At 65.2% G+C, this 26,918-nt stretch carries 30 protein-coding genes and 1 pseudogene; 21 read left to right on the top strand and 10 right to left on the bottom strand.

The annotated features are described in order from the left end of the window. Both G3N98_RS09125 and G3N98_RS09120 read right to left on the bottom strand, forming a co-directional pair. The coding region (locus tag G3N98_RS09125) for a filamentous hemagglutinin N-terminal domain-containing protein (RefSeq protein ID WP_206147990.1) at window positions 1–622 on the bottom strand (622 nt) is incomplete at its 3' end. Between the two features lie 408 nt (window positions 623–1,030). Continuing rightward, window positions 1,031–1,918 carry a LysR family transcriptional regulator gene (locus tag G3N98_RS09120; protein WP_206147989.1) on the bottom strand — a complete coding sequence of 296 codons (888 nt, stop codon included), beginning with the start codon at window positions 1,916–1,918 and terminating at the stop codon, window positions 1,031–1,033. 129 nt (window positions 1,919–2,047) lie between these two features. On the opposite strand from G3N98_RS09120, the gene G3N98_RS09115 reads away from it, so the two are divergent. From G3N98_RS09115 to G3N98_RS09090, 6 genes are all read left to right on the top strand, one after another. Next, entirely contained in the window at window positions 2,048–3,085 is a 1,038-nt protein-coding gene (locus G3N98_RS09115) for an aldo/keto reductase (protein ID WP_206147988.1), read from the top strand. A 129-nt stretch (window positions 3,086–3,214) separates the two neighbouring features. Next, on the top strand, window positions 3,215–3,517 hold the full coding sequence (locus G3N98_RS09110; protein ID WP_206147987.1) for a metalloregulator ArsR/SmtB family transcription factor: 303 nt from the start codon (window positions 3,215–3,217) through the stop codon (window positions 3,515–3,517). 61 nt (window positions 3,518–3,578) lie between these two features. After that, complete coding sequence (locus tag G3N98_RS09105; RefSeq protein WP_206147986.1) at window positions 3,579–4,580, top strand: zinc-dependent alcohol dehydrogenase family protein; 1,002 nt, start codon at window positions 3,579–3,581, stop codon at window positions 4,578–4,580. A gap of 283 nt (window positions 4,581–4,863) precedes the next feature. Then, complete coding sequence (locus tag G3N98_RS09100; protein ID WP_206147985.1) at window positions 4,864–5,340, top strand: GNAT family N-acetyltransferase; 477 nt, start codon at window positions 4,864–4,866, stop codon at window positions 5,338–5,340. 155 nt (window positions 5,341–5,495) lie between these two features. Beyond that, window positions 5,496–5,759 (top strand): helix-turn-helix transcriptional regulator, encoded by a 264-nt coding sequence (locus G3N98_RS09095; RefSeq protein ID WP_206147984.1) that lies wholly within the window; start codon window positions 5,496–5,498, stop codon window positions 5,757–5,759. Window position 5,760: 1 nt separating this feature from the next. Further along, the gene (locus tag G3N98_RS09090; protein WP_206147995.1) at window positions 5,761–5,937 is read left to right on the top strand and encodes a hypothetical protein; all 177 of its coding nucleotides are present in this window, start codon (window positions 5,761–5,763) and stop codon (window positions 5,935–5,937) included. Window positions 5,938–5,950: 13 nt separating this feature from the next. On the opposite strand, the gene G3N98_RS09085 is transcribed toward G3N98_RS09090, so the two are convergent. Further along, window positions 5,951–6,676, bottom strand: a complete 726-nt coding sequence (locus tag G3N98_RS09085) for a class I SAM-dependent methyltransferase (protein ID WP_206147983.1) — start codon at window positions 6,674–6,676, stop codon at window positions 5,951–5,953. Window positions 6,677–6,869: 193 nt separating this feature from the next. On the opposite strand from G3N98_RS09085, the gene G3N98_RS09080 reads away from it, so the two are divergent. Both G3N98_RS09080 and G3N98_RS09075 read left to right on the top strand, forming a co-directional pair. Further along, window positions 6,870–7,877: a hypothetical protein gene (locus G3N98_RS09080; protein WP_206147982.1), complete on the top strand. Its 1,008-nt coding sequence runs from the start codon at window positions 6,870–6,872 to the stop codon at window positions 7,875–7,877. Window positions 7,878–8,099: 222 nt separating this feature from the next. Further along, a complete protein-coding gene (locus tag G3N98_RS09075) occupies window positions 8,100–8,690 on the top strand; it encodes a DUF4410 domain-containing protein (RefSeq protein ID WP_206147993.1) in 591 nt (196 codons plus the stop codon). Between the two features lie 98 nt (window positions 8,691–8,788). On the opposite strand, the gene G3N98_RS09070 is transcribed toward G3N98_RS09075, so the two are convergent. Next, window positions 8,789–10,099: an MFS transporter gene (locus G3N98_RS09070; RefSeq protein ID WP_206147981.1), complete on the bottom strand. Its 1,311-nt coding sequence runs from the start codon at window positions 10,097–10,099 to the stop codon at window positions 8,789–8,791. 503 nt (window positions 10,100–10,602) lie between these two features. On the opposite strand from G3N98_RS09070, the gene G3N98_RS09065 reads away from it, so the two are divergent. The 3 genes from G3N98_RS09065 (at window position 10,603) to G3N98_RS09055 (ending at window position 13,074) form a co-directional block, all read left to right on the top strand. Continuing rightward, on the top strand, window positions 10,603–11,412 hold the full coding sequence (locus tag G3N98_RS09065) for a TlpA disulfide reductase family protein (RefSeq protein WP_206147980.1): 810 nt from the start codon (window positions 10,603–10,605) through the stop codon (window positions 11,410–11,412). Window positions 11,413–11,604: 192 nt separating this feature from the next. Continuing rightward, the gene (locus tag G3N98_RS09060) at window positions 11,605–12,441 is read left to right on the top strand and encodes an ion transporter (protein WP_206147979.1); all 837 of its coding nucleotides are present in this window, start codon (window positions 11,605–11,607) and stop codon (window positions 12,439–12,441) included. Window positions 12,442–12,585: 144 nt separating this feature from the next. After that, on the top strand, window positions 12,586–13,074 hold the full coding sequence (locus tag G3N98_RS09055) for a heme-binding protein (protein ID WP_206147978.1): 489 nt from the start codon (window positions 12,586–12,588) through the stop codon (window positions 13,072–13,074). A gap of 3 nt (window positions 13,075–13,077) precedes the next feature. Here G3N98_RS09055 and G3N98_RS09050 read toward each other — a convergent pair whose 3' ends face one another. Both G3N98_RS09050 and G3N98_RS09045 read right to left on the bottom strand, forming a co-directional pair. After that, window positions 13,078–13,329: a type II toxin-antitoxin system VapB family antitoxin gene (locus tag G3N98_RS09050; protein ID WP_206147977.1), complete on the bottom strand. Its 252-nt coding sequence runs from the start codon at window positions 13,327–13,329 to the stop codon at window positions 13,078–13,080. Between the two features lie 20 nt (window positions 13,330–13,349). After that, window positions 13,350–14,025 (bottom strand): annotated as a pseudogene (locus G3N98_RS09045) (MarC family protein). A 335-nt stretch (window positions 14,026–14,360) separates the two neighbouring features. On the opposite strand from G3N98_RS09045, the gene G3N98_RS39740 reads away from it, so the two are divergent. From G3N98_RS39740 to G3N98_RS09020, 6 genes are all read left to right on the top strand, one after another. Next, the gene (locus G3N98_RS39740) at window positions 14,361–14,879 is read left to right on the top strand and encodes an ATP-binding protein (RefSeq protein WP_346779081.1); all 519 of its coding nucleotides are present in this window, start codon (window positions 14,361–14,363) and stop codon (window positions 14,877–14,879) included. Window positions 14,880–14,955: 76 nt separating this feature from the next. Beyond that, window positions 14,956–15,447: a hypothetical protein gene (locus tag G3N98_RS39735; protein WP_241025820.1), complete on the top strand. Its 492-nt coding sequence runs from the start codon at window positions 14,956–14,958 to the stop codon at window positions 15,445–15,447. Window positions 15,448–15,729: 282 nt separating this feature from the next. Then, the gene (locus G3N98_RS39730; protein WP_089428559.1) at window positions 15,730–16,065 is read left to right on the top strand and encodes a SymE family type I addiction module toxin; all 336 of its coding nucleotides are present in this window, start codon (window positions 15,730–15,732) and stop codon (window positions 16,063–16,065) included. Then, window positions 16,062–16,382, top strand: a complete 321-nt coding sequence (locus G3N98_RS09030; RefSeq protein ID WP_089428560.1) for an XRE family transcriptional regulator — start codon at window positions 16,062–16,064, stop codon at window positions 16,380–16,382. The genes G3N98_RS39730 and G3N98_RS09030 overlap by 4 nt, the downstream gene beginning before the upstream one ends. Before the next feature lie 95 nt (window positions 16,383–16,477). Then, entirely contained in the window at window positions 16,478–16,798 is a 321-nt protein-coding gene (locus tag G3N98_RS09025) for a helix-turn-helix transcriptional regulator (protein WP_089428561.1), read from the top strand. An 85-nt stretch (window positions 16,799–16,883) separates the two neighbouring features. Further along, window positions 16,884–17,270: an antitoxin Xre/MbcA/ParS toxin-binding domain-containing protein gene (locus G3N98_RS09020; RefSeq protein WP_179257696.1), complete on the top strand. Its 387-nt coding sequence runs from the start codon at window positions 16,884–16,886 to the stop codon at window positions 17,268–17,270. A gap of 126 nt (window positions 17,271–17,396) precedes the next feature. Here G3N98_RS09020 and G3N98_RS09015 read toward each other — a convergent pair whose 3' ends face one another. After that, on the bottom strand, window positions 17,397–17,537 hold the full coding sequence (locus tag G3N98_RS09015; protein ID WP_241025819.1) for a hypothetical protein: 141 nt from the start codon (window positions 17,535–17,537) through the stop codon (window positions 17,397–17,399). Window positions 17,538–18,003: 466 nt separating this feature from the next. Between G3N98_RS09015 and G3N98_RS09010 the strand changes: the two genes are divergently transcribed. Then, complete coding sequence (locus tag G3N98_RS09010) at window positions 18,004–19,602, top strand: hypothetical protein (RefSeq protein ID WP_206147976.1); 1,599 nt, start codon at window positions 18,004–18,006, stop codon at window positions 19,600–19,602. 48 nt (window positions 19,603–19,650) lie between these two features. Here G3N98_RS09010 and G3N98_RS09005 read toward each other — a convergent pair whose 3' ends face one another. Further along, window positions 19,651–20,055 (bottom strand): hypothetical protein, encoded by a 405-nt coding sequence (locus tag G3N98_RS09005; protein WP_011356516.1) that lies wholly within the window; start codon window positions 20,053–20,055, stop codon window positions 19,651–19,653. A 386-nt stretch (window positions 20,056–20,441) separates the two neighbouring features. Beyond that, the gene (gene leuA, locus G3N98_RS09000; RefSeq protein ID WP_206147992.1) at window positions 20,442–22,151 is read right to left on the bottom strand and encodes a 2-isopropylmalate synthase; all 1,710 of its coding nucleotides are present in this window, start codon (window positions 22,149–22,151) and stop codon (window positions 20,442–20,444) included. A 962-nt stretch (window positions 22,152–23,113) separates the two neighbouring features. Between leuA and G3N98_RS08995 the strand changes: the two genes are divergently transcribed. From G3N98_RS08995 to G3N98_RS08985, 3 genes are all read left to right on the top strand, one after another. Further along, window positions 23,114–23,503, top strand: a complete 390-nt coding sequence (locus G3N98_RS08995) for a fucose-binding lectin II (protein ID WP_043178912.1) — start codon at window positions 23,114–23,116, stop codon at window positions 23,501–23,503. A 136-nt stretch (window positions 23,504–23,639) separates the two neighbouring features. Continuing rightward, window positions 23,640–24,479: a fucose-binding lectin II gene (locus G3N98_RS08990; protein WP_206147975.1), complete on the top strand. Its 840-nt coding sequence runs from the start codon at window positions 23,640–23,642 to the stop codon at window positions 24,477–24,479. 157 nt (window positions 24,480–24,636) lie between these two features. Further along, window positions 24,637–25,476, top strand: a complete 840-nt coding sequence (locus G3N98_RS08985; RefSeq protein ID WP_206147974.1) for an AraC family transcriptional regulator — start codon at window positions 24,637–24,639, stop codon at window positions 25,474–25,476. A gap of 60 nt (window positions 25,477–25,536) precedes the next feature. Here the strand turns inward: G3N98_RS08985 and G3N98_RS08980 are convergent, their stop codons facing one another. Then, window positions 25,537–26,910, bottom strand: coding sequence for a M23 family metallopeptidase (locus tag G3N98_RS08980; RefSeq protein ID WP_206147973.1), 1,374 nt, complete (start codon window positions 26,908–26,910; stop codon window positions 25,537–25,539). Window positions 26,911–26,918 lie beyond the last annotated feature (8 nt).

Below are 26,918 nucleotides of genomic sequence, written 5' to 3'. Positions count from 1 at the left end.
AGCCAGCGAGCGAGCCATCGGCACCGTAGTACGGCACGCCCGTTGTGAGGGTTGCGCGACTGGTGTTGATGAAGGACGCGCCATCAAGATAAATGCCCGACGGATTCGCGAGGACGAGCTCCGCCCGTGAGCCGGCGATCTCCAAAGCGCCCCGAATTTGGGAGGGGTTCGGGCTGTTGACCTGGTTGACGATGATCCGTGCGGCCTGGCCTGCACTGTAATTCGGGTTGCCGTTGATCCAGCCCGCCTGCTGGGTCTGGACCATCGTGGCCGAGTTGTTCAGGATCGCGCCGGCCTTTTGTACGTCGAACTGATTGTAGGTGTTGACCGAGACGCCGGCGCCCGACGGCGCGGCCACGTTGACTTGAGGCAAGCCGTTCGGCGTCTGGATCACTTGCGTGCTGGTACCCGGCGTCGGGGCGATCTGCGCATCGGCCAGGGTAGGCAGCATGCCGAGCGCTGCGACACCCGCCACAACGGCGCAGGCACCGGACGTCGACGATCGCCGCCGTGCACGTGCTTCGCCCGGCGCCGATTTCCCCTCGGCCGTCGCTGTCTCCGCGACGGCCACCACCATACCCCGAAGCCTGGAATACACCAGGCGATGCGTATTCTTGTTCATTCTTATCGACGCGGCCAGCGTCCATTCATTTGGTCATTGACCGCGAGCTTACTGAAACGCCGAAGAATGACTGTCAAATATTGCCAAGCTGTTGAATGAGAACCACAAATTTCGAATTCCAGACGCGTCTGATTGACGTGTGCCGAGACATCGCGAGTCTCGTCTCCAAAGCAGACTGGCGGACGGCGACACGACTGAAACTGCTGACTGTCGGTCTGATTCAGCAGAGGTTGAGACGCTTCAAGGCCCGCAGCCAACCAAAATAAGAGGCGTCTTAAAGTTGGCTTATCACTCTATAAAAATAACTATGCATTCCAAATAAAAAACTTCATTCCGACCTCAGGCGCTGCGCCGCATTCAGCGTTACAGCTGCGGAATCTGCATTGAATTATTTCCGTCGCGGCGCGCTCACGCCGCTGTCAGCGCCTGCGCCAGCCGTTCGATCAGCGCCCGCACGCGCCGCGGCTGCACGGCGTTGCCCGGATAGACGATCTGCAGATCGACGTCGCCCGGCGAGAACGCGCGCAGGACTTCCACGAGCGCGCCGGACGCCAGATCCTGCTCGACGTCGACCAGCGACTTCAGCGCAACACCATGCCCCGCGACGCACCACGCGCGCACGAGTGCGCCGTCGTTGGCCACCCGCCGGCCGCGCACCGTCACGCGCCGGGGTTCGCCATCGATGCTGAACGGCCATTCGGCATACAGGTCCTGCCCGAAGCGCATCACGATGCAGTCGTGTGCGGCAAGATCGTCCGGATGCCGCGGCGTGCCGTGCGCCGCGAGATACGCGGGCGACGCGCACACGACGCGCCGCGCGCGGCCGAGCGAACGGCTGCGCAGCGAACTGTCGGCGAGCACTCCGCGACGGATCGCGAAATCGAGCCCCTGCCCGACGACATCCACGTAGCCGTCACCGAGATGCAGATCGATCGTGACGCCCGGATGCTCGGCCAGAAACGCGTCGACGACGGGCACCACGCGCTCGCGCCCGAGATCGGCCGGCGCGCTCAGGCGCACCGGCCCCGACAAGGTCTGCACGCCGAGCCGCACGCGGCCTTCGAGTTCGTCGGCTTCGGCTAGCAGGCGCCGCGCGCCGTCGACGAGCGTGCGGCCTTCGTCGGTCAGGCTGATCGCGCGCGTCGTGCGCGTGAGCAGCGCCGCGCCGTAGTGGCGCTCGAGCGCGGTCAGCCGCTCGGACACGGTGGCCGGCGACAGCCCGAACTCGCGGCCCGCCGCAGCCAGTCCGCCCTTCTCCACGATGCGCAGGAACAGCGCGAGATTGTCGAGCAGCATTATTCGCTCCTTCCGAACGATATTTTCGAAGTCAGCCCAATTATCCGAAATATCCGCAAGCGATACAGTGTGCCAACGCTGGCCTCGTGGCCGCCCCTCGACACGTCGATCCCCCAAAGGAAACCCGCCATGGAATACCGCACCCTCGGCCGCTCCGGCCTCAAGGTTCCTGCCCTGAGCTTCGGCGCCGGTACGTTCGGCGGCACCGGCCCGCTGTTCAGCGCATGGGGCAACACGGGCGTCGACGAAGCGCGCCGCCTGATCGACATCTGCCTCGAAGCCGGCGTGAACCTGTTCGACACGGCCGACGTGTATTCGGACGGCGAATCCGAGCGCGTGCTCGGCGCCGCGATCAACGGACGTCGCGACCAGGTGCTGATCTCGACGAAAACGGGCCTGCCGACCGGCAGCGGCCCGAACGACGCGGGCACGTCGCGCGCGCGGCTGGTCCGCGCCGTCGACGACGCGCTGCGCCGCCTCGACACCGACTACATCGACCTGCTGCAACTCCACGCGTTCGATGCGAGCACGCCGGTCGAGGAAGTGATGTCGACGCTCGACGATCTCGTGCGCGCGGGCAAGCTACGCTACATCGGCGTGTCCAACTTCTCGGGGTGGCAGATCATTAAGTCGCTGGCGGTGGCCGATCGGCACGGCTGGTCGCGTTACGTGGCGAACCAGGTCTATTACTCGCTCGTCGGCCGCGACTACGAGTGGGACCTGATGCCGCTCGGCGCCGACCAGGGGCTCGGCGCACTCGTCTGGAGCCCGCTCGGCTGGGGCCGGCTCACCGGCAAGATCCGGCGCAACACGCCGCTGCCCGAAGGCAGCCGCCTGCATGAAACGGCCGGCTTCGGGCCGCCGGTCGACGATGCGCGCCTGTACGACGTGGTCGATGCGCTCGACGCGATCGCCGAGGAAACCGGCAAGACCGTGCCGCAGATCGCGCTGAACTGGCTGCTGCAGCGCCCGACGGTGTCGTCGGTGATCATCGGCGCGCGCAACGAGGCACAGCTGCGGCAGAACCTCGGCGCGGTCGGCTGGGCGCTGACCGATGCGCAGGTCGCGAAGCTCGATGCGGCGAGCGCGGTGGAAGCACCTTATCCGTACTTTCCGTATCGTCGCCAGCAGGCGTTCGCGCAACTCAATCCGCCGCTGCGCGGGTGAGCGCCGACGGCCTCCCTTTTCACGGGAGGCTTGCAAATTCGAGCGTTGTTCCGGAACCATCCAGACTCGACAAAACGGCGGCTGGCGCTCACATTGACATATCGGTAAATCTCGATATACTCGCCCCCCATGGAATTGCTCGACATCTTCAAAGCCCTCTCGAACCGGACTCGCCTTGAAATCCTGCAGGGTTTGAAGGACCCCGTGAAGAACTTCCCGCCGCAGGATGAAGGGGACGTTCATACGGTGGGTGTCTGCGTCAGCAGTATTCAGGAAGGTGTCGGGCTGTCGCAATCGACGGTGTCCGATTATCTTGCGACGCTGCAACGAGCCGGCCTGGTGGAAGTCAGGCGCATCGGCCAGTGGACCTACTACAAGCGTAACGAAGCAGCCATCAGTGCGCTGGCCAAGGCCATCGCGAAAGACCTGTAATTTTTTTGCCCACGATATCGATAATTCCCGATATCCCTATTTATAGAAACGCGGAGATGCAATGAGAGCGCTGTTGCTCAAGTCATTTGGCGGCCCGGAATCGTTCGAACTACGCGACGTGCCCAAGCCGGTGCCGCACGCGGGACAAGTCCTGGTTCGCGTCCATGCCACCTCCATCAATCCATTGGATTACCAGGTTCGACGGGGAGACTATCCGGACCTGGTACCCCTTCCGGCCATTACCGGACACGACGTATCGGGCGTGGTCGAAGCCGTCGGGCCCGGTGTGACGGCCTTCTCGCCGGGGGACGAAGTCTGGTACACCCCGCAAATCTTCGACGGCCCAGGCAGTTATGCCGAATACCACGTGGCGGCCGACAGCATCGTCGGGAAGAAGCCGCCTTCGTTGAGCCATCTCGAGGCGGCCAGCCTGACCCTGGTGGGCGGCACCGTTTGGGAAGCACTGGTCGTGCGTGCGGCGCTACGTGTGGGCGAAAGCATTCTGGTACACGGCGGCGCGGGCGGCGTCGGCCATGTGGCGATCCAGCTCGCCAAAGCCATCGGCGCAAAGGTGTTCACCACCGTGCGCGAAGCAAACGTCGAGTTCGCCCGAAGCCTGGGGGCCGATGTGGTCATCGACTACGAACAGGACGATTACGTCGACGCCGTCATGCGAAACACCGGTGGCCGCGGCGTCGATGTCGTGTTCGACACCATCGGCGGCAACACCCTGTCGCGCAGCCCCGATGCGCTCGCCCAGCTTGGCCGCGTCGTCACGATCGTGGACATCGCCCAGCCACAAAACGTCATTCAGGCGTGGGGCAAGAACGCGAGTTATCACTTCGTCTTCACGCGACAAAACCGCGGCAAGCTGGATGAGTTGAGCGCGTTGATCGAACGCGGACAGCTGCGACCACACGTTGGCGCCGTCTATTCGCTTGCCGACGTTCCGCTCGCGCATGCCCTGCTGGAGCGTCCCAACAACGGGGTTCGAGGAAAAATCGCGATTGCGGTCGCGCCGTCGGCGTATCCCGAACGTGTTGCCGGTACTCGAGCGGCGTGATCTTTTTCTCGCATGTGGGCCGGAGCAAGCTGTGCGTGATTCGCCGTGCGCCGCGAGCATCGGGGTTGCGCGGGGGCCGAACCTGACAGCCCGAAGCACAGCCGGCGGGATCGCAGCAGGTTCTGACGGACAGTCGACCTCGTGAGCATGCTGCGGCCCGTGGCACCATGAAATGCGGTCATCATGGGCCTACCCATGGGGCCGCGAACTTCCTATCGTGGAGACCTGCGACGCGCCTGCCGAATCGGCGGCGCGCCCTCTTCTCCTCGACAGGTCCGCCAATATGAACGCCAACGACACCGGACTGACCGTACGCGCGGTCACGGAACACGACTACGACCAGTGGCTGCCGCTGTGGGACGGCTATAACCGTTTCTACGGCCGCTTCGACGATAAGGCCCTGCCGCTGCGCATCACGCAGCTCACGTGGTCGCGCTTCTTCGACGGTTACGAACCCGTGCACGCGCTCGTCGCCGAGCGCGACGACAGGCTCGTCGGGCTCGTGCATTTCCTGTATCACCGCAGCACGACGCATATCGGGCCGACCTGCTACCTGCAGGACCTGTTCACGCTCGACAGCGAACGTGGCAAGGGCGTCGGCCGCGCGCTGATCGAAGCCGTGTACGACGCCGCGCGTGCGCATCGCGCCGAACGCGTGTACTGGCAGACACACGAGACGAACCACACGGCGATGCGGCTCTACGACACCGTCGCGGCAAAGCCCGGGGCCGTGCTCTACCGGAAGGAGCTGTCGCGCTGAGCGGAACGGCGAAACGCGAACCAACGCCTTCTCCTGAGTCGCCTCACCTGATTGCATGCCGTGGTCCCTCCTCGGAACGGCCATCTCGGTAATTTGGTAGCCCAAGGGACACAACATTACCCTTATGATCATTTTTTGTATCCATGGGGCTACAGATGACGACATTGGCCGACGTTGGAGAGATGCTGAGACATGCTCGCCACTCAGCGGGGCTTTCGCAGCAAGAGCTGGCCGAACACGCCGGCGTCGCACGTACCACACTCGCTCGCATGGAAACGCTTGCGCGAGGCGACATGAGCGTATCCGCGCTCGTTCGTCTCCTTGAGGCCGCCGGCTATGACCTGCGGGCGGTGAAGCGCGGACACGCGCGCACGCTCGACGACGTGCTGGCCGAGCAGCGCACGATGGGAGATGCGTGACATGCGCCTTCACATCTCTGTCAAAGGCAAGCGCGTCGCTCACCTCTATCGCCTGGCGCACGACTATGCGTTGCGCTACATCGAAGCTGCCGGATTCTCGGACGCAGATCGGGCCGATACCGCGAGACAGGTCATCGGTCGCTCGGAATTGCTGGCAGATCCCGACAAGGGGAATTGAGGCCCGGCGAAATTCACCCTACCGGCCGCGCCTTCATCCACAGAAACAGCGGCACGCGCGCCCACTGCTTCAACTGATCCGTATCGGCATGGTCGGGCGGCGGCTCGCGCAGCGACACGATCGCGAACCCGGCCGCTTCCAGCGCCTCCATGTACGCCTGCAGCGGCAGCGACCAGCCGGCGAAGTGCATCGACAGCCCGTCGCGCGTTTCCACGCCATCGAAATGCTCGCGCCCGAAATAGCTGCCCTTCAGCACGAACGGCGCATCCGGTTGCGGCCCCGCGAACCCGCCGCGATCGCGGAACGGATGCACGAGCGAGATGAACAGCGTCCCGCCCGGCTTCAGCACGCGGCGCGCTTCGTTCAATGCGCGCTGCATGTCGTCGAAATCCATCAGCACGTTGTACGCCATCACGAGATCGAAGCTGGCCGCGTCGAACGGCAGCGACGCCGCGTCGGCCAGCTTGTAGCGATGCGCGGAATCCGCGTGACGCGCGGCGTCGAGCATCGCGGGCACCACGTCGGTCGCGGTCACGTCGTAGCCGAGCGCCTTCAGCTCGCGGCTCACGCGGCCTTCACCGCAGCCGATCTCCAGCGCGCGGCCGGTATCGCGGCCAATATAGGCCGCGAGCCCCGCGCGGTATTTCCAGAACGCGTCGTGCCCCGGCTTGCCGGCCCAGTCGATCCATTGGTCGGCAACTTGGGTCCAGTGTTCGGTGATGGCTGTCGTGTCGGTCATGTGCGCTCCCGCCCGGTGTGCGTCGTTGGCTCAGGATGCGCATGGTAAGCCGAAGCGGCGGAATGCGTCGGCGGGGTACGCCGCGCAACCGGTTTCCGTTTCCGGCTGCGACGTTCTACAGTGACATAAAACAATCCGCGCCGTTGCACGTCGCCGCCGCCCGACGATGCGCACCCGATTCCGAGGACATCCCATGCCGAGCATCCTGGCCGCGCCCGCCAATCTCCCCCCGAGCCCCGTCGCGGCGGAAACGCGCATGGTGCACGACGTCGCGACGCTCAAGCCGTCCGACTACCGTGGGGCGGACGGTGCGTCGTGGGTCATCGCCACCGTCACGCCGGCCGCGGACAGCGGCACGAATGTGACCGGCACGACCTACTTCGACACCGCGAAAGGCCGGACCGTCCCGGTGCCTGACGCGCGGCGCCGCTATGCGAATCGCGGCACGTGGGAGGTCGTCGCGAGTTCGGGCCCTTCCGTGCCCGCCACCGGCCGCTACGACTGGCTGACGCTCGCGTGGCTGCCGATCAACCGGCGGCCGCTGCCGCAAACGCCCGAGCACCTGTATTCGCCGTTCATTCGCGGCGGCACGATCGTGTATCGATGGAATCCGGCCGCGGAAGGCGGCGAACAGTTCGGCAACGTGCGGATGATCTTTCCGGAATGGACGCAGCAGGTGGCCGATGCGTTGCGGGCCGCTTCGGCAGCGTCGCCGGACGAGGCGAACGCGCCGGCCGCACCGCCGCCGCTCGATCGCCTGAAAGCGGACACCAATCCGATGACCGCCGTGCTCGACTTCAGCGATGCACTGCGCGACGAGCCGGCCGAGAAGGTCGTCGCGCGGCTGCCGGGCCTGCTACGCGTGAAGGATCTGCACGAACTGTCGGCGATCGTGTTCCTGTGCCTGTCCGGATCACGCGCGGAAGACCGGCCGCGCTTCGCGGCAATGATCAACGGCTCGATCGCGTCGACCGACGACAGCGCGCGCCTGCTCGCGATCGCCTATGGCGCGTTCGCGGCCGGCCGGGCGCGGCCTTATCCATTCAACGATGCGGGGCAGACGGCGCGGATCAACGACGTGTTCGGCGCGCTGAAGCGGCGCACGGCGGCGCTTAATCTGCCGGTCGGGGAAGGGTCACCCTGGTATGAGTTCTTCACGGCGTATCGGCTCGGCGACGCGATGTCCGGCACAGGGCAATGAGTGACCGCGGCGGCCCGCGCCGCGACGGCAAGACCCGATCGCGGGTGTGAGAAATCTTTCGCCGCGCAGTCGCCGGCTCTTTCATGCATGCCAAACGCGGCGATGAAGCCATGCCGACTCGATTGCCGATCTTTTCGACCTTTTGAATCGAATCGTCCGGTGTTAAATTCCCGCCCGGCCACAGAGCCACCTCAAATAACCCGAACTAAAAAAGACCAAATCATGAAATCTGTATTCCGTCATGCCGCGCTGGCACTGGTAACGATCGGCTTCCTGTCGGGCTGCGCGAGCAGCGTGACACGCGACGCCAGCGATCAGCCGGGGGCCATCGCAACGGCATCGACGCCCAAATTCGGCTCGAAACCCGTGATCGTGCAAGTCACGCTCGACAACGCCGCGCAAGAAGCGCTGAAAGACAATCTGAAATTCAGCCCCGAGAAGCTGAAAGGGAAAATCGAAAGCGCACTGGCCGCACGCAAGCTGCTGGCAAAGGCGGATTCGACCGATGCAATGCACCTGAACGTGGAAGTCACCGGCATTCGCGTGCGCTCGAGCTTCTCGGCCGTCATGTTCGGCTTCATGGCGGGCAACGATCATGTCGACGGCACCGTGGCGCTCGTCGACGCCGACAATCATCAAGTCGACCGCTTCAAGGTGTCGGCTTCGTATGCGCTCGGCGGTATCGCCGGCGGCATGGACGATACGCGCATGAACTGGCTCTACGAGACATTCACCGAGAAGACGCTGACAACGCTCGAACCGGCGGCTGACGCGCAACAACAGGCAGACGCCGCGCAGGCGAAGAAGCTGTAATCGTCGACGCCCGCCGGGCCGCGCATGCGCGGCTCGTCGGGCGGTCACCCCGGCGCGCGCCGCTTCGACGACGAAGCGGATATCGACCGGGGCAACGTTCAGCGGGCGTGTTCGTCCTTCAGCATGCCCTTCAGCAGCAGACACGCGCCCCCACCCACCGCGCTCACGCACGCGACATAGCCGAAGTACAGCTGATAACCGTGCATGCCCGGATACGCGGTCGTCAGCCAGCCGTTCAGCAACGGCAGGAACACGTCGGGTGAATAGCCGAGCAGCGAGATGATGCCGATCGCGAGCCCCGTGATGCGAGCCGGCACGTCGCAGCGTTCGAGTACGCTCCAGTACAGCCCGCGCACCGCATACGTCAGCAGGCCGATCACGATCACGACGCCCACGAGCAACGCGATCTGGTTGAGCGACGGAAACACGATCAACCCGATGAACGCGAGCGCCGCGCAGAACAGCGCGCCGCCGAGCACGTTCAGCGTGCCGATGCGATCGCCGACGAAGCCGCCGCCGATGCCGCCGATCGGCCGCATCCACAGCTTCAGCGACGCGATGAAGCCGGCCGCGACGATCGACATGCCGACGCCCTTCTGCTGCAGATACGGGGAAATGCTGTAGGTCGCCCACGACAGGTGGTAGCCGCAGAACACGATCAGCGCGAACACCCACAGCCGGCGATTGCGCGCGAGCGTCAGCAGGTCGCGGCCGAGGTGGCCTTGCTCCGCTGTCACCGAATCGTGCGCCGCCGATCCACCCGCATCCTTGACGAACAGCAGCAGCGCGCCGAGCGCGATGCATACCGCCGCATAACCGACGACCACCTGCCGGAACGCGCCGCCGTGCGACACGCCGCGCGTGTCGACGAGCCAGGCGAACAGCGCGAGCGACGCGGTCGCCAGCAGCGCCTCGATCAACCCGCGACCGCCGTCGAGAAACCCGAAGAACCGGCCCTGCTCGCTCGGCCGCGCAATCGTCTTCACGCGCTTGATCACGGACGCCCAGAACGTCAGGCCCGTCGTCACGCCCCAGCCGCAGAAGATCACCATCAACGTCGCATACGACGGTGCGCTCGCATTCGCATACCAGAAGCCGAGCGCGCCGGTGCCGGCGAGCGAGAAGCTGATCAGCCAGCGCGGCGGCAGGCGATCGGCAAGCCAGCCGCTCGGCAGGTAACAGACGAGGAAGGTGGTGCCGAGCGCCGAATAGAGATAACCGAGCTGCGTGCGCGTGATCTGGAACAGGTCCAGCATCGTGTCCTGGTAGAACTGGCGCAGGTACAGCATCGGGTAGATCGCGCCGGCCGCGCAAACGAGCAGCGCAAGCTGCACATAGCGGCCCGCGGCGGCAGTCGTGGCGGTGTCGCCGGGGTGCGCGGTGCGAAGTGCCGCGTCATGGTTCGTCATGTGTCTCCTCCATCGGGTGATTCCCGCCGGCTGTCGGCCGGCGTCGTGCAGTGCGCGAGTGAATGCCCGGTGCTCGCATCTGGCAGCGGTCCTATTCCGTTTGATCAGCCGACAGGAGTCGGTTCGCGGCCGCGCCCACCGGCCGCCACCAGGCATTCACGCCCGCACGCATGACAATAAAAAATCGGCCGCCCGGGGGAGAGCGGCCGTCAAGGAGAGATCCCTGTTCGGGATGCCGGCGGACACCACTCCGGACCGGCCTGGGTATTGTTGATGAACGCGATTCCGATGACCATCAGACCGGTCTGATTTGCAGCCTGCCCGCCTGCAAATCACGGAGTCCTGAGCCCGCCAGCTCGCTCGAATCCGCAACGCGCCGTTACGTTCTCGACGGGAACCCCCATACGCGGCGACCTGTCGAATCGCCGCACGACCGTCGACGGCTTCATCGCCGTGGCGGACAATCCCTTCTCCAGCCCCGCTCGATCACGTCCCGCCCTTTCATGCTGAGCATTGGTCCCTTCTCGATCCGCGTCGTCGCGGTAGCCGTCGCCGCGCTGCTCGCGTGGCTCGTCGCCCGTTTCATCCAGCGTCGCCCGCCGGACGGCCATCACAAGACCGCATCGAGCCTGATCCTCGATGCGTTGCTGTTCGGCCTGCTCGCCGCGCGCATCGGCTACGTCGCGCAGTGGTGGCACGAATACGCCGCCGCGCCGCGCTCGATCATCGCGCTCGGCGACGGCGGCTTCGACTGGCGCATCGGCCTCGCGGCGGGAATCGTGTTCGCGGGCTGGCGCCTGCGCCGCCTGACCGCGCTGCGTCGCCCGGTGATGGCCGGCATGCTCGCGGGCGTGGCCGCATGGGGCATCGCGCAGGGCACGCTCGCCACGTTGCAGCACGGCGCGCCGCCGCTTGCCGCGTTGCAGCTCGAAGCGCTCGATGCCACGCCGGTGCCGGTGCAACGCTTCGCGGGCAAGCCCGTCGTCGTGAACCTGTGGGCCACATGGTGCCCGCCGTGCCAGCGCGAAATGCCGATCCTCGCGCAAGCGCAGCAGGAGCATCCGGGAATGACGGTGCTGATGGTCAACCAGGGCGAAGACGCGCAAGCGGTGCGCGCGTTCCTCGAACAGAAAGGGCTGCGGTTCGATCACGTGCTGCTCGATCGCACGCTGCACGCGATGAAAACCTACGGTTCGCGCGGGCTGCCGACGACGCTCTTCTTCGACGCGACAGGCAATCTCGTCGAATCGCACATGGGCGAGATCACCGCCGCGCGGCTGAAGGATGCCGTGGCGGACCGCTTCGGCCAGTAACGCGCGTCGTCCGAAGGGCAGCCGCGCCTTCACGTCCGCGCCTCGACCGGAGCCACGGGGCCGGGCCGGGACTTGTTCCGGCAGATGGATGCGCTGCACGCGTAAGGCCGGATCGCGCGCGGCGGAAAGCGCGACGCCGAAATCAGACTCGTCCGATTGGCCGTGCCGGATGCGATCCGTAAACTCCGGCGCATGATTTCCGCACTCCAGTCCACCTTCGACGCGCTGCGCGACACCGTCGCGCGTTGCACCCGGCGCCCCGCGTTCCTCCGCAACCTCGACATCGTGGTGCTCGCCCTGATCGTCGCGAGCGTGCTCGTCGTGATGGCCGACAGCGTGCACGACCTGCACGAACGGTACGGCCACGCACTCTATGCGGCCGAATGGGCGTTCACGTTGCTGTTCACGGTCGAATACGTGGTGCGATTGCTATCCGCACCGAAGCCGCTTCACTACGCGCGCAGCTTCTTCGGGATCGTCGATCTCGTGTCGATCCTGCCCACCTATCTCGCGTTCTTCTTCCCCGGCCTGCATGCGCTGATCGACGTACGGCTGCTCCGGCTATTGCGCGTGTTCCGCATCCTCGGGCTGTCGATCTATCTCGAGGAAGGGCAGATGCTGATGCGGGCGCTGACCCGCGCGCGGCGCAAGATCTTCGTGTTCATCGGCGGGATGTTCGTGCTGACTGTGATTCTCGGCACCGTGATCTTTCTCGTCGAAGGGCCCGAGAACGGCATCACGAGCATTCCGGTGGGCGTGTACTGGGCGGCCGTGACGATGAGCACGACCGGCTACGGCGACCTGACGCCGCATACGCCGCTCGGCCGGCTCATCACGTCGTGCGCGATCCTGCTCGGCTACGGGATCATCGCGTTTCCGACCGGGATCATGGGCGCGGAGCTGGTGGCGTCGGCGCTGGAGCGCACGCGTGTCAACGCACGGCCGGCCACGGGCGATGAACCGTGCTGCCCGCATTGCGGTGTCGCGCTGCCTGCAAGCGGTGCTGCCGATACGCCGCATCCAAAATAAGCCCCGTCCTATTCAGCTTCATCGCCCCCTGGTCGAAACTGGGCGCATCGAGCGGTTCGGTCGCTGCATCGCCGGTCATCACGACACGCGATGCGCACCGTGAATCCACCGCTCGTCTTTCTGCCATTTCGATAAGGAATTCACATGATCATTCGATCGACCCTGGTGACGCTCGCCGCTGCCACGCTGACGACCGCCGCTTCCGCACAAGTCCTTCAGGAAAAGAACCTGCCGCTGAACCTCGCCAGCGAAATCGCGCAGCAGGCCGTGCAGGCCTGCTCCGTCAACGGCTACAACGTGGCCGTGACCGTGGTCGATCGCAGCGGTCTCGCACGCGTCGTGCTGCGTGGCGACAACGCGGGGCTGCATACCGTCGACGCATCGAAGCGCAAGGCCTACACCGCGCTGTCGACGAAGACGCCGACCGGCACGCTCGCCGCGAACCTGCAGAAGAATCCGGCCGCCGCGCAGATGACGGCCATCGACGGGTTCCTGGTGCTGGGCGGCGGCGTGCCGATCAAGGCAGGCGACGAAGTGATCGGCGCGGTGGGGGTGGGCGGTGCGCCGGGCGGGCACCTCGATGAAGCCTGTGCGCAGCAGGGGATCGCGCGCGTTCAGGCGAAATTGCTGTAACGGCTATGCCCGGATTCCGGCAAGTCGAACCGGCAACGCAACGTTACCGCGTGACGACTCCGGTTCCGGGCGCCGCCATGGAATGTCTGCCATGCCGGACAGTGTCCCGCCCAGCGCCGCGAGACGTCTGGCGGCCTCGACACGCACCAGCGTGTTGATGACCTCCTGCAACACGTCCGCTTCGTTCACCCCTGGTCCGGCCGTTTGCACGGCCTTCGCAAAGAGATCGCCGTCGATCGTCACGTTGAGCCACATGGCCAGCCCCTCATCCCGCCTCATCCCGCCTGCCCGCCCAGCGTCTGTGCGAACGCCGCCAGCCCCGTCAGCATGATCTGCACACCCACGCACAGCAGCAGGAACGCCGACACCCGCATCGCCACTTTCGTCCCCTCGCTGCCGAGATAGCGCGCGAGCGTCGTCGCGCGGCTGTAGATCTGCCAGATCGCGAACGCGACGAGCGCCGCGACCGCGATCGACACCACGCCCGACATCAGGTAATCCGCGGCCTTCCGGGCGCGGTTTGCATGCAGCGCGATGCCGGCCGCGATCGAGCCGGGGCCGATCGTCAGCGGCACCGTGAGCGGGAAAAATGCCCGCGCCATCAGCTTCGGCAGATCGTCGCCATGCACGGCACTGTCGCCACCCGGCACGTCGGGCGCGTTGAGCGTTGAGCATCGACCAGCCGGCCACGGCCACCGCGAAGCCGCCGCCGATCCGCAGCGCCTCCATCGAAATCCCGAAGAAGTTCAGCACCGGCGCACCGATGAAAAAAATCACGAGCAGCGTGAAGAACACGTTCGTCGCGAGCTGTTTCGACAGCGTCGCGCGCTCGGCCTCCGTCAGCGATTGCGTGCGTTCGAGAAACACGAACGCCATGCCGAACGGATTGATGATGCCGATCAGGCCGGTGAAGCCAAACAGGATTTCGGGGATCAGGCGGTCGACCGGCATCGCGATCGTGCTCCTCGATAACGGTGAGGGAATAAAAAAAGGCGACCGGTCGAGATAACCGGCCGCCAGGAGGACACACCTCAAAGTCCGGCGCGCGCGGGGGGCGCGCCGACCCGCAGAACCCCGATTGTCGATGAAGCGCGGTGAGCGGGAAATCAGTCAGGTCTGATTTTGCGGGACGATGTTCGATGCGATTCCCTCATGCGAATGGCGCGAAGGGTCGCGCTGCATTTCGGGCGCACGCTGAAGAACACAAATCAAAAAAACGGCGGCCAGTCGTGACGAGCGGCCGCCCAAGAGAGGAGAAAATTCCACGAATCATCGCGGCGTGTGGGGTGAACGCACCACGTGTCGGCAGCAACGTAGCGGCACCGACGTACCCCGGCGCAGCGACGGTCGCGCTTTCCGCGTCGGCATCGGCGGTCGATGCGACGCCGGTGACGATCCGCGTCAGCAATTCGGGAATCGGGACGACACCCGACCAGCTCGCGCACATATTCGAACCCTTCGCGCAAGCCGACAGGTCGATCGCGCGACGATTCGGCGGCACCGGCATCGGGCTGGCGCTGAGCCACAAGCTCGTCGAATCGATGGGCGGCAACATCGTGGTGGACAGCGTGTCGGGCGTCGGCTCGACTTTCGTCATTACGCTGCCGATCGGTCACCGTCCGGGCGCCGCGTGCGCCGATGTGAACGCGGATGCCCCCAATGCCCGCGTGATGTTCGTCGACGCCAACCCGGTGAACCGTCCGCTGACTCACGACCAGCTCGACGTCCTAGGCTATCCGGCCGACGTCGCGTCAGCGTCGCGGCGGCGCTCGACCTCGTCGATCGACATGACTATGCGCTCGTGATGACCGACCTCAACATGCCGGGGCTCGACGGCTATGCGTTTACGCGGGTGTTGCGTGAGCGCGGCCGATTCTCGCGGTGACGGCCCATGCCGAGCCGGATGAATTGCGTTTCGCGCGGGAAGCGGGGATCGACGAGATTGTCGCGAAACCGACGTCGTTGAAGTCCCTGGAGCTGGCGATCACGAAGCACACGGGTCCATCACAGGCGCCGCATTCCTCACCGCCATCGCGCCGGTATGGGCCGCTGCCTCATGATCTGCACAAGGTGCTTCCCGACACCGCGTACCGGTCGAATGGCGCAATCGCACGGGCGCTCCAGGACGGTGACTTGAAGGCTGCCCGAGCGGAGATTCACAGCATGCGCGGCGCTTTCGCGACGATCGGCGAGCATGAGATCTCCGGTCTGCGCGCATCGATGGAAGCGTTGGCGCTGGCGGGCGACGCCGCGGCGTTCGCGCGTGAGTTCGAGCGATATCGGCACGACGCGAAAGAGATCCTCGTGCGACGTGCGGCTGGCGAGTCGCAACAGTCGGCTGACACGTTTTCTGACATATCGGCGATGAGGTGACGAAGCGGTTCGCCAGCGCAACTGCCCCGGAATCGTTGGACTTCAAGCGCGCAAGACATCGGCCGAACGGCCCATGTCGATAAAACCGTACAAGACCGATATCAGCCAGCAGTCAATCTCGGTAGAGTGGTTACACGTTCTCGCGTGGAAGGTTCATTCACTTCGACATGCCAATCATGTAACGGAATGGCGAACGAAATCCACTGTGTAAACGAGCGCGGCCCGCAGGTGACAACAACACCTGCGGGCCGCTGACCACAACCAACTTCAAAGGAGTTGACCATGGCTGGCGCGAATCATAACGCACCGACGTATTTCCGCGATTGTTTTTTCTCCCCGCAATCGTCCTCTCAATCCGGCCGGCTCGTTCCGCACGTCAGGCTGACCGACATGGCGCCGCCTGTCATGTATCTGTGGACGAAATTGTCCGGCCGGTGGATCGAAGCGGCGGGTTTCGATCCGGAGCAACGCTTGCAGATCGAGGTATCGCACAAGCGGCTGGTGATTACCCCGATCGACGATGCGGGCAGCGATTGTCGCGTAACGCACGAACGCCCCGATGGCGATCCCGCGACGGGGCAGCAACTGGAATCGGTGATGGCAGGAGAAGCACAATGAATCACGACGCCCCGAACCAATACACCGACGGCGTGCCGGCCGATTTCGACTTCTACGACGTCGGAGAACTGGCGGCTAAGTCCACGCTCGTGCTGAAGCTCAATGCGCTGATCGCGTCCCGCGGCCTGAGTGAGGAAGAGGCTGCTGCGCTGGCCGAGATGACCCGGCCGGTGGTCACCCCCGAGCAGCGCGACAGGCTTCGAAACGTTTCGCTGGAAACGCTGATGGTGACGCTCGCATCGCTCGGCCAGCATGTGGAAATCGTGGTGCGGCCCGCGACGGAATCGGGGCCGGTGGGTATCACGGTTTCGGTCTGACGGTTGGTGAAGTAGACGGAAAGTAGTGTGTGCGGTGGCCGGTTCCGGCCGCCGCCATAACAGTTTCGGCACCACACTCTTTGGATAGGTCAGTGATGAATCGCGACGAATGTCCTCAGTGCACCGACAACGTGCTTGTCGACCTGGATTTCGATGATGCCCAGGCACTGACGGCCAAGGCCGCACTCGCCCTCAAGCTCAACGAACTGATCGACTCGCGCGGCCTGACTCAAATCGAGACGACATCCATCATCAGCATGACGCAACCGAAGGTGTCCCAAGTACGTCGCTACCAACTCCGGAACATTTCTCTGGAGCGGCTGATGCAAGCGCTGGTGTCGCTGGGCCAGCATGTGGAAATCGTGGTGCAGCCTGCAAGCCGCTCGTGTTCGGCTGCTATCACTGTCGCAGCGTGACCAAGACCCCGTCCTGGAAAGGAAGTGTTTAGTACCGGAATATCCTCGGCGCTCGCATAGGGCAGCGTTAGGAGTAGCGCCATCAATGGATAGCATGACTGCGACCGGGCCCAACGGTCGCCGCCGAAGCCCCTCCGATACCACGCGTATTCAATTTAACGTGAACGATCGTTACAACCAATCGGACCAGGCTGATTCTGCAACGCTCACCCTCCCGAACCAATCGATCCTCCGCGAGCTTGCGCGCGCAGCGCGCGTGTTGCCCACGGAATCTGATCGTCTCGCCAGCCTGCGTGACACCTTCCAGCTCGCGGTCGAATTGTTCGAATGCGAAGTGCTGGCCGCCCAATGGATAGAGTTGCCACACACTGAGCTTGCCGGGCAGAAACCGCTTGAATGTTTGGATACGGATCAGGGTCACGACCGCATACGGACGCTTCTGATACGAGCCATTCACGGAGTCTGCGCATAACCCGCGTCAGACTCACATCTGCTCGAACAGACCGAGCGGGGAATTCCACGTGAACGAAAGGCGGGCTGCCATTTTGTCTGACGGACGTCGCCAGACACACCAGGCAGCCCTTCACACACCACCAACTTACTGCTGAATCGTCGCCTGCGCCGCCAGCTTCTCGACCAGCGCAGCCATCGCCCGCTGATCCGCCTGCGCTTCGAGCTGCTGTCGCGGCACGTTCTTCGCCGCGTCGATCGTGCGCGCGGACAGGTCGTCCGTGTTCATGCGGATGCGTCCGTCGGCATCGCGCGCAGGTTCTTCGTCGCAACATCGAACATCGTCTGTCCTCTCGATCGAGTCGAGGCCGACCGTCCGGCCCCGAATGTCTCGCATTAAAAACGCAGACGACATCGATCTCCATCAGACAGGTCTTACATCGCCCCGCGATACGCCCGAATCAGACTCGGCCTACGCGGACACGTCCAACGGGCTTCCCGGCGACTTTCGTACGAGTTACGTACCAATCAGACTACTAAATGAATCCGTTTAGGACTTGTCCGATTCAATTGCCGACGGTACCTGCATAAAGTGGAGTGCATCACGGCACCGAGCCTTCCGCCACGACCGGAACGACAGCCCGCGACGCCATCCGGCGCCATGCTTCGCATCGCGAAGTATGGCCAGCCCTCCCCGATTCACGATGCAGCCGATCGCCCCCCGACGCGCGAACGGCTTCCCGGAGAGAACTCACATGCAGATCACCCCGCACGACATGCCCACGCTTGCCGACATCCCCCGACTTCCGCTCGATTTCGCCGATCCGACGCAAACCGCTCCGATCGAAGCGAAGGCCGCGCCCGGCATGCTCGACGAATCCGTCGCCGCCGCCACGCAAACGCTGATCGAGCGCGGCGATCTCGCGCGCGCTGCCGAGCTCGCGGTCATGCACTGGCAGCAGCATCCCGCGTCGCCGGCGGCGGCGTTCAATTGCGGCTATGCACTTCAGATCGCCGGGCGGCACGCGGAAGCGATCGTTCCGTATCGCAGGACGCTCGCGCTCGCCCCCACGTGGCCGTCGCTGAAGAACAATCTCGCGCTCGCGATTCGACTGTCGGGCGACGACCCCGACCTGGAACATGCATTCATCGAAGGTGCGCTCGACGACGATCCGAACCACGCGCAGGCGTGGACCAACGCGGTCATTACGCGCCTCAACCGCTTCGACCTGGACGGCGCGCTGCGCGCGGCCACCCGTGCCGTGACGCTTGCGCCCGACAGCGCGCTCGCGGCCAACAACGCGGCAGCGGTGCTCAAGGAAGCACAACGGTGGAGCGACGCCGAGCAGTACGTGCAGCACGCGTGCGCGCTCGATCCGGACGACCTGACGCACCGCCACAACCTGTCGCTGCTACGGCTCGCGCGTGGCGACTTCGCATCGGGATGGGCCGACTACGAGGCGCGCTGGCACGGTGCGGGGGAACTGCGCGGCACGCTGCCCGCGTTTGCTCGGCCGCGCTGGTGCGGCGAATCGCTTGCCGGAAAGACGCTGCTCGTGTGGGGCGAACAAGGCATCGGCGACGTGCTGCAGTTCAGTCGCTACGTGCCGCTGCTCGCGGAGCGCGTGCATCGCGAAGGCGGCCGGCTCGTGTGGAACGTGTTTCCGCAGATGGGCGCGCTGATCGAGCGCAGCCTCGGCGATCACGCCGACGTGTTCGATACCCGCACCCGCGTCGAGCACCTGCTCCACTTCGACTACGAACTGCCGCTGATGAGCATTCCGTGGATGCTCGGCCTCGACGCGGACACCCTCTTCACGTCCGTGCCGTACCTCCATGCTGACGCCGGCGCTACCGACGCGTGGCGCCACGCGTTGTCCGGCGAGAAGCGGCTAAAGGTCGGCCTTGCGTGGACAGGCAGCCTCAACCATCAACGCAACCGCTTCCGCCGCGTCGGGCTCGAGCGTTACGCCGATGCGTTTGCCGGCGTGCAGAAGGACGTCGCGTTCTATTCGCTGCAACCGGGCGCGCAGCATGACGTCGAAGCCGCGAAAGCGGCCGGGTTCGACGTGACCGACATGACGCGCGAATGGAAGACGCTCGACGACACCGCCGCGTTCGTCGGCGCGCTCGATCTGGTGATCACCGTCTGCACGTCGGTCGCGCACCTGAGCGGTGCGCTGGGCCAGTCCACCTGGGTGCTGCTCGATGCGAACCCGCATTGGATCTGGCAGCACGACCGGCGTGACAGCCCGTTCTATCCGAGTGCGGCGCTTTATCGCCAGCGGAATTTTGCCGATTGGCAGCCCGTGCTCGACGAGCTGGCCGCGGATCTGCGGGGTCTCGTCGGCTGATAGGCGAGCACGGGCGCTGGCGTTGCCGATTTGCGGCCGACGGGCATCCTACGGCTGCGAAAACACCATCACACGCCCTTGCACACGCTGGAGCTTCAGCCAGCCCATGTCGGCGGTGAAACGCAGTTGCTGCAACGGGAAGTCGAACTGCGCCTCTCCGGCGGCGCTCACGACCGCCTGGGCGATCCAGCGGATCAGCGCCTTCCCTTCATCGGTCGTCACACTGCCGTTCTGCACGCCGTAAAAATAGCGATTCCCGGCGTTGACCTCGTTCTGCAGTTGCATCCAGTGCCCCGGCAACCCCTGCAGGGTCCGGAACAGGTCAGCGACCCGTTGCGTCGTGAGGCCGCGCGCCCACAGCGCGCCATTCGCAGCCGGCCGCGCCAGATTGTGGCGATCCGCTGCCTGAGCCTGCTCCTTGATTTGTCCCCGCAGGGAATCATCCTTCGACATGCCGCACTCCTCATGGTGATAGGCGCGGGAGAACAGCCTCGCGCGCGCCGCATGCACGATACGCCCATTGCGAGAAGTCATCGCCTGTCAGGTATGTCAGGCCTCGATATCGTCCATCCGTCCCCGTCACGCTTTCCCCTTCCCCTTCAGCACGACCGCCGCCGCCGTACACCCCGCCATCGCGAACCGTATCGTGATTCCATTACCGGGCGGACGAGGTTGCGGGTGTATCCGTCGCGCAAGCATCGCGACGCGAAGACCCGCGCGTGGGTGCATTTCATGAAAGCGGAACTGCGTGCCGCGCTCTCAGGAGCGTGCGGCAGCAACCGCACGCACGATGATGCAGCCGCGCCGGTCACCCCCGGCGCGGCCCCCAAGCCCCCCGATTACGCGACAGCCTTCACTGCCGGCTGCACCCCAAAAAACGTCGCCTGCACCGCTTCGTCCGCCCGCGCATACGCGCGGTTGATGCCGCTGATCACCGCGCGGATCGACGCGGTCGTCAGGTTCGCGTCGATGCCGACGCCGAACGCGCTGCCGCGCACGCCCGTGCCGGCCAGTTCCGCGATCGCGATCGCCTTCGCGTCAGCCCCTTGCGACAACGCACGCTCCTCGTAGTGCTGGATCCGCAGCGGCGTACGCAACGCATGCATCAGCGCATCGAGCGGGCCGTTGCCTTCACCCCGCAGCACGCGGCGCTCGCCGTGCACGTCGGCGGTCAGCACGATCGTCTCGCGGCCGTCGCGCTCGGTCAGCTCATGGCCGACATAACGCAGCGGCGCATCGCCTTCCACGTATTCCTGCTGGAACAGCGACCAGATCTGCGCGCTCGTCACTTCGAGCCCGCTGTCGTCGGTCAAACGCTGCACGGCCGCGCTGAAGTCGACCTGCAGGCGGCGCGGCAGCGCGACGCCATAGCTCTGCTCGAGCAGGTACGCGATACCGCCCTTGCCCGACTGGCTGTTCACGCGAATGATCGAATCGTATGTGCGGCCGACGTCGCTCGGATCGATCGGCAGGTACGGCATTTCCCACACGGCATCGGGGCGCTGCACCGCGAAGCCCTTCTTGATCGCGTCCTGGTGCGAGCCGGAGAACGCGGTGAACACCAGGTCGCCGACATACGGATGGCGCGGGTGGATCGGCAACTGCGTGCATTCCTCGGCCGTGCGCGCGACTTCGTTGATCTGCGAGAAATCGAGGCCCGGATCGACGCCCTGCGAGTACAGGTTCAGCGCGAGCGTGACGAGATCGACGTTACCGGTGCGCTCGCCGTTGCCGAACAGGCAGCCCTCGATCCGGTCCGCGCCGGCCATCACCGCGAGTTCGGCCGCCGCCACCGCGGTGCCGCGGTCGTTGTGCGGATGCACGGACACGATCAACGCGTCACGACGCGCGAGGTTGCGGTGCATCCATTCGATCTGGTCCGCGTAGAAGTTCGGCGTGCCGACTTCGACGGTGGCCGGCAGGTTCACGATCGCCTTGTGCTCCGGCGTCGGCTGCCACACGTCGAACACGGCGTCGCACACTTCCTTCGCGAAATCGAGCTCGGTCGCCGTGAAGGTTTCCGGGCTGTATTGCAGCGTGAAATGCGTGTCGGTCGCGGCGTCGGCGAAGCGCTTGATCGTGCGCGCGGCGTTCACCGCGAGCGTCTTCACGCCGTCGCGGTCGAGGCCGAACACGATCTTGCGGAATTCCGGCGCGGTCGCGTTGTACAGGTGCACGATCGCGCGCTTCGCGCCGCGCAGCGAGTCGAAGGTGCGCTCGATCAGGTCGTCGCGCGCCTGCGTGAGCACCTCGATCGTCACGTCGTCGGGAATGTGGCCGCCTTCGATCAGCTCGCGCACGAAGTTGAAGTCGGTCTCGGACGCCGACGGGAACGCAACCTCGATCTCCTTGAAACCGATCGCGACCAGCATCTTGAACATTCGCATCTTGCGCGCGGCGTCCATCGGCTCGAACAGCGACTGGTTGCCGTCGCGCAGGTCGGTGCTCATCCAGATCGGCGCCTGCGTGATCGTGCGCGTCGGCCATATGCGGTTCGGCAGGTTGACGGGCGTGAACGGTCGGTACTTCGTCGCGGGGTTCTTCAGCATCATGATGGTCGGTCCTCGGTCGATTGGTCGGGAACCCGCGGCGCGCTGGCCATCCGTCGGGGTGGCAGGCTGCGCGCGCAGCGGTGAAAACGGGTGAAAGCAGTAGAAAGCGGCACAACGGCAAAGCGGTACGGCGAGCGACAGCCTTGGCGGTTGTGCGACCGGGACGGAGCGGAGCGATTCGGAAGAAGGACGAACTCAGGCGCCGGTCGACAACCGGGGCCAGGTCGGTGATGCGGGGGAAATCTGGCGCTTCAGGAACGAAGCAGATGGAAAGCGCGCAGCCGCAGACCCAGCCCGGAGAAACGGGCTAGTAGTCGTAGCGAGAAGAGGGGCTGGGCGGCTTGCATGGCCGAAATCAAATCACAGGGGGATGGGGCCTGTCAACGGGCTGGGCGCACATGGCGCGGAATTTCATCGCCCAGAATCAGTCCTGTCCGATAGGCGGCGCGCCGCCCCGTCGATATGCTTCATGGGTGCGGCGCCGGTGAGGCCCCTGTTCACGTTCGGAGTGAGTTGGTCTACGTACTTCGCCGGTTGCCGCACCCCCTCCTGTTGCAAACAATCGGGTTTCGGTGTGGGCGTTCGGTGGTGGCCGGTGGGCGCGGCCACGACAGAGATGCTGATGTTGAAACCAACGCTGCCATATGCGAACGCCGAGCGTCCGCGCCGAAGCCCGATTGCCCCCGCCTCCCCCCATCCCGCCCCGCCCGCGCAACCGCGCATCGTTCAGGAAATCGATACGCCCGTCGATATAGTTTCTCGAATATATCGAAATACCTTCGATTAAACGCAGTTCATTAAATCGATTAACCGCCATTTTCGGTTTGCTGAACAATGGCCATTCCCCGGCGATTATTTTTTTATTTATTTTTCGGCATGCTCGGTACGTCGCATTTCAAACAGCAAACGTTTGCGCGACACAGCTGGAAGCCTTATCCATCATTCCTCAGGAGGAAAGCATGGCCGATTCTCAAACGTCATCCAATCGCGCCGGCGAGTTTTCGATTCCGCCGAATACCGATTTCCGCGCGATTTTCTTCGCGAATGCCGCCGAGCAGCAGCACATCAAGCTGTTTATCGGCGACAGCAAGGAACCCGCCGCGTATCACAAGCTGACGACGCGCGACGGCACGCGTGAAGCGACGTTGAATTCCGGCAACGGCAAGATCCGCTTCGAAGTGTCGGTGAACGGCAAGCCGTCGGCCACCGACGCGCGCCTCGCGCCGATCAACGGCAAGAAATCCGACGGCTCGCCGTACACGGTCAACTTCGGGATCGTCGTGTCGGAAGACGGCCACGACAGCGACTACAACGACGGCATCGTCGTGCTCCAGTGGCCGATCGGCTGACCTGACCCGCGTCTGACGACGCACCTGACGCGCCCCCCCCCGCCGGCCGTCTCCGGGCCGGCCGGCGGTTGCGCGCCGCCTTCAGCGGCACCGCCCCCTTTTTGCATCGAAACCCGCCCTACCAACGGAGACATCCATGCCCCTCCTTTCGGCTTCGATCGTCAGCGCACCCGTGGCGACCTCGGAAACCTACGTCGACATCCCGGGCCTGTACATCGACATCGCCAAGGCAGAGATTCGAGACGGGAAACTGCAGGTCATCCTCAACGTGCCGACGCCGTACGCGACCGGCAACAACTTCCCCGGCATCTATTTCGCGATCGCGACCAACAAGGGCGTCGTCGCGGACGGCTGCTTCACCTATTCGTCGAAAGTGCCCGAAGCCACCGGGCGCATGCCGTTCACGCTCGTCGCGACGATCGACGTCGGCACCGGCGTCACGTTCGTGAAGGGTCAGTGGAAAAGCGTGCGCGGCAGCGCGATGCATATCGATTCGTACGCGAGCCTGTCCGCGATCGGCGATACCGCCGCGCAATCGTCGTCAGGCAGCGGAAGCGGCGAAACCGGCGCGGGCGGCAACCCGGGCGGCGCGGGCGGCTCGGGTAGCGGCACGATCGGTGGCAGCGGCGAGCGCGACGGCACGTTCAATCTGCCGCCGAACATCAAGTTCGGCGTCACCGCGCTCACGAATGCCGCGAACGACCAGACGATCGACATCTACATCGACGACAACCCGAAACCGGCCGCCACGTTCAAGGGCGCCGGCGTGCAGGACCAGAACCTCGGCACCAAGGTGCTCGACTCCGGCAAGGGGCGTGTGCGCGTGATCGTGATGGCGAACGGCAAGCCGTCGCGGCTCGGCTCGCGGCAGGTCGACCTCTTCAAGAAGTCGTACTTCGGGATCGTCGGCTCGGAAGACGGCGCCGACGACGACTACAACGACGGCATCGTGTTCCTGAACTGGCCGCTGGGCTGAGCGGTGTCACGCTGCAACCCCTCATCGCCACGCCGCCCGGCGTGGCGATCCGCGTGGACGCCCCTGCCCGCCCGCGCCCCGCCCCCCCCTGCAAGAACGATCAAACGCCCCCGCCGCCGATACCATATAGTCCGCCCGACACGCTCATTGGAAAGCCATGAATCCGGTAGGACAAGCACTCTGGTTTATCGAAACCAAACTGGACCGCGAACTGACGCTCGACAGGATTTCCGCCAATTGCGACATGTCGCGCTTCGGCTTCTCGCGCCTGTTCTCGATGAACACAGGCTGGCCGGTGATGCGCTATGTGCGGGCGAGGCGGCTGACGCGTGCGGCACGCACGCTGGCGCAAGGCGCGCCGGACATCCTGCAGGTGGCGCTCGATGCCGGCTATGGCTCCCATGAGGCGTTCACGCGCGCCTTCCGCGAATGCTTCGGCATCACGCCCGAAGACGTGCGGGCACGGCGCACCCTTGACGGGTTGTCACTAGTGGAGCCGCTTCGCATGAAAGAACTGAAGATCATCGACGTTGTACCGTCACGCTTCGAAACCACCGGCAAGCGGCTGATCGCCGGCATGAGCGACCGCTACACCTTCGAAACCAACGAAGGCATTCCGGCGCTGTGGCAAGCGTTCATCCCATACATCGGTACCCTTCCCGGCCAGGTCGACGACGTGACCTACGGCGTGTGCTGCAACCCCGATGCGGATGGCAGCTTCGAATACATCGCGGGCGTGGAAGTGACGAGCCGCGACCGGTTGCCCACGCCCTTTCGCTGGATCGAACTCGAACCGCAGCGGTATGCGGTCTTCGAACACGTCGGGCATATCTCCACGCTGCACCAGACGTTCTACAGCATCTGGAACGGCTGGCTGCCGACGTCAGGATTCAAGGCGGTCGACGCGCCCGAGTTCGAGCGCTACAGCGCGGACTACGATCCGGTGACGGGCGCCGGCGTGCTGGAAATCTGGTTGCCTGTCGAGCCGGCTGCGTAAGCGGTTTGCCTTGATCGGCCGCGGCGTGGCTCGCCACGGCCGGCGGCACCGCGCCAACCGTCAACCCGCGCGCGATCCGGCAGGCTCCGACATCGCCACCGGCTGCGACCACCCAGCCGAAGCCAGGCGCGTGCGTGCATCGACTACCACGCGATTGAACGCAACACGCCGTTCGCCCTTCAGCTTCGCTGCCTTGCCCGCCTGCACCAGCGCGACCGGGTCGACGAGACGGGCATGCCTGCGGACTTCGAAGTGCAGATGCGGCCCCGTGGCCGTACCCGTGCTGCCGACCGCGCCGACACGCTGGCCGCGCGCAACCCGCATGCCGGTTCGCAGCGTCGGCTCGAATGCCGACAGGTGCGCGTAGTACGACGCATAACCGCCGTCATGACGAATCACCACGTACTTGCCGTAGCCGCGCGGCTCGCTGCCGATGAACGAGACGACGCCGCGCTCCGACGCGTGAACCGCACGCCCGGCCGGCGCCGCGAGATCGACGCCGGAATGCACGTGACGTGCGCCGGTGACCGGATGCACGCGCGTACCGAAATGCGAGCTGATCCGGTTTGCGCTGACGGGCATCGCAAACCGCGCGCCGGCGAGGGGCATGCCGTCGAGGTCGTAATAGGCGCCCGGCGAGCCGGCATCGGGCGCAAACCACACGGCCGCGACGTGCTGGCCGTGCAAGCGAAGCTCGAGCGCCGTCACGCGCACGCCGCCCGGCAGTTTGGCCTCACTGTCCGGTTCGTAGGCGACGCGGAACGTATCGCCAAGCGCGCCGTGCTGCTTCAGGTCGATGCGACCGACGAGCAGGCGGGTGACCTGCGCGGCAATGCCGGCCGGCAGATCGGCGCGCGCCAGCGACGCGTGCAGGCTGCCGACGATCGCGCCGGCCCGCGCGCCGTGCTCGGCTTGCTCGAACATGAACGGCTCGGCGGCGGCAAGATCGACGGGACGCCGTTCGAACGCGGCGGGCTCGCCCGTCACGGGCAACGCCGACGCAAGACCGTAATCGAACCTTGACGCGTACGCGCGTTCGACTGCCCCGCGCGCCGCGTCGCACAGCACGCGGTAAGCCACGCAGGCACCGAAGCGCGCCACGGGGTCGTCGCGTTCGCCGGCCGTCGGCGCGGCTAACGCGGTCGACGCATGCGACGTGTAGGCAACGTCGAGCGGCGCGGCCGTCGATGCGTGCAAGCCGCCCCACGTCGTGCGCGCGGCATTGAAAAAGGGCACGTCGACAAGGTCGGCCGTCACGGGCGAAAACGGCGCGGCGTCGTGCGACGCATCTGCCACCGCACCCGGTGCGCCGGCCACACAGGCCGCCGCGATGACACCGCGCAGCAACGCGCGGCGCATCGGGAAACCCTGAACACCGCGCTGTGCGGGTTGACCTTGTTCGCGTGCGAGACGGAAACGCAGGTCTAACCGCATGACGTCGT

It is taken from the genome of Burkholderia sp. Tr-20390 (assembly GCF_017104595.1).
In the GTDB taxonomy this organism is placed as follows: Bacteria; Pseudomonadota; Gammaproteobacteria; order Burkholderiales; family Burkholderiaceae; genus Burkholderia.
The sequence above is the reverse complement of the archived record's forward strand: the minus strand, read 5'-3'. Positions and strand labels throughout refer to the sequence as shown.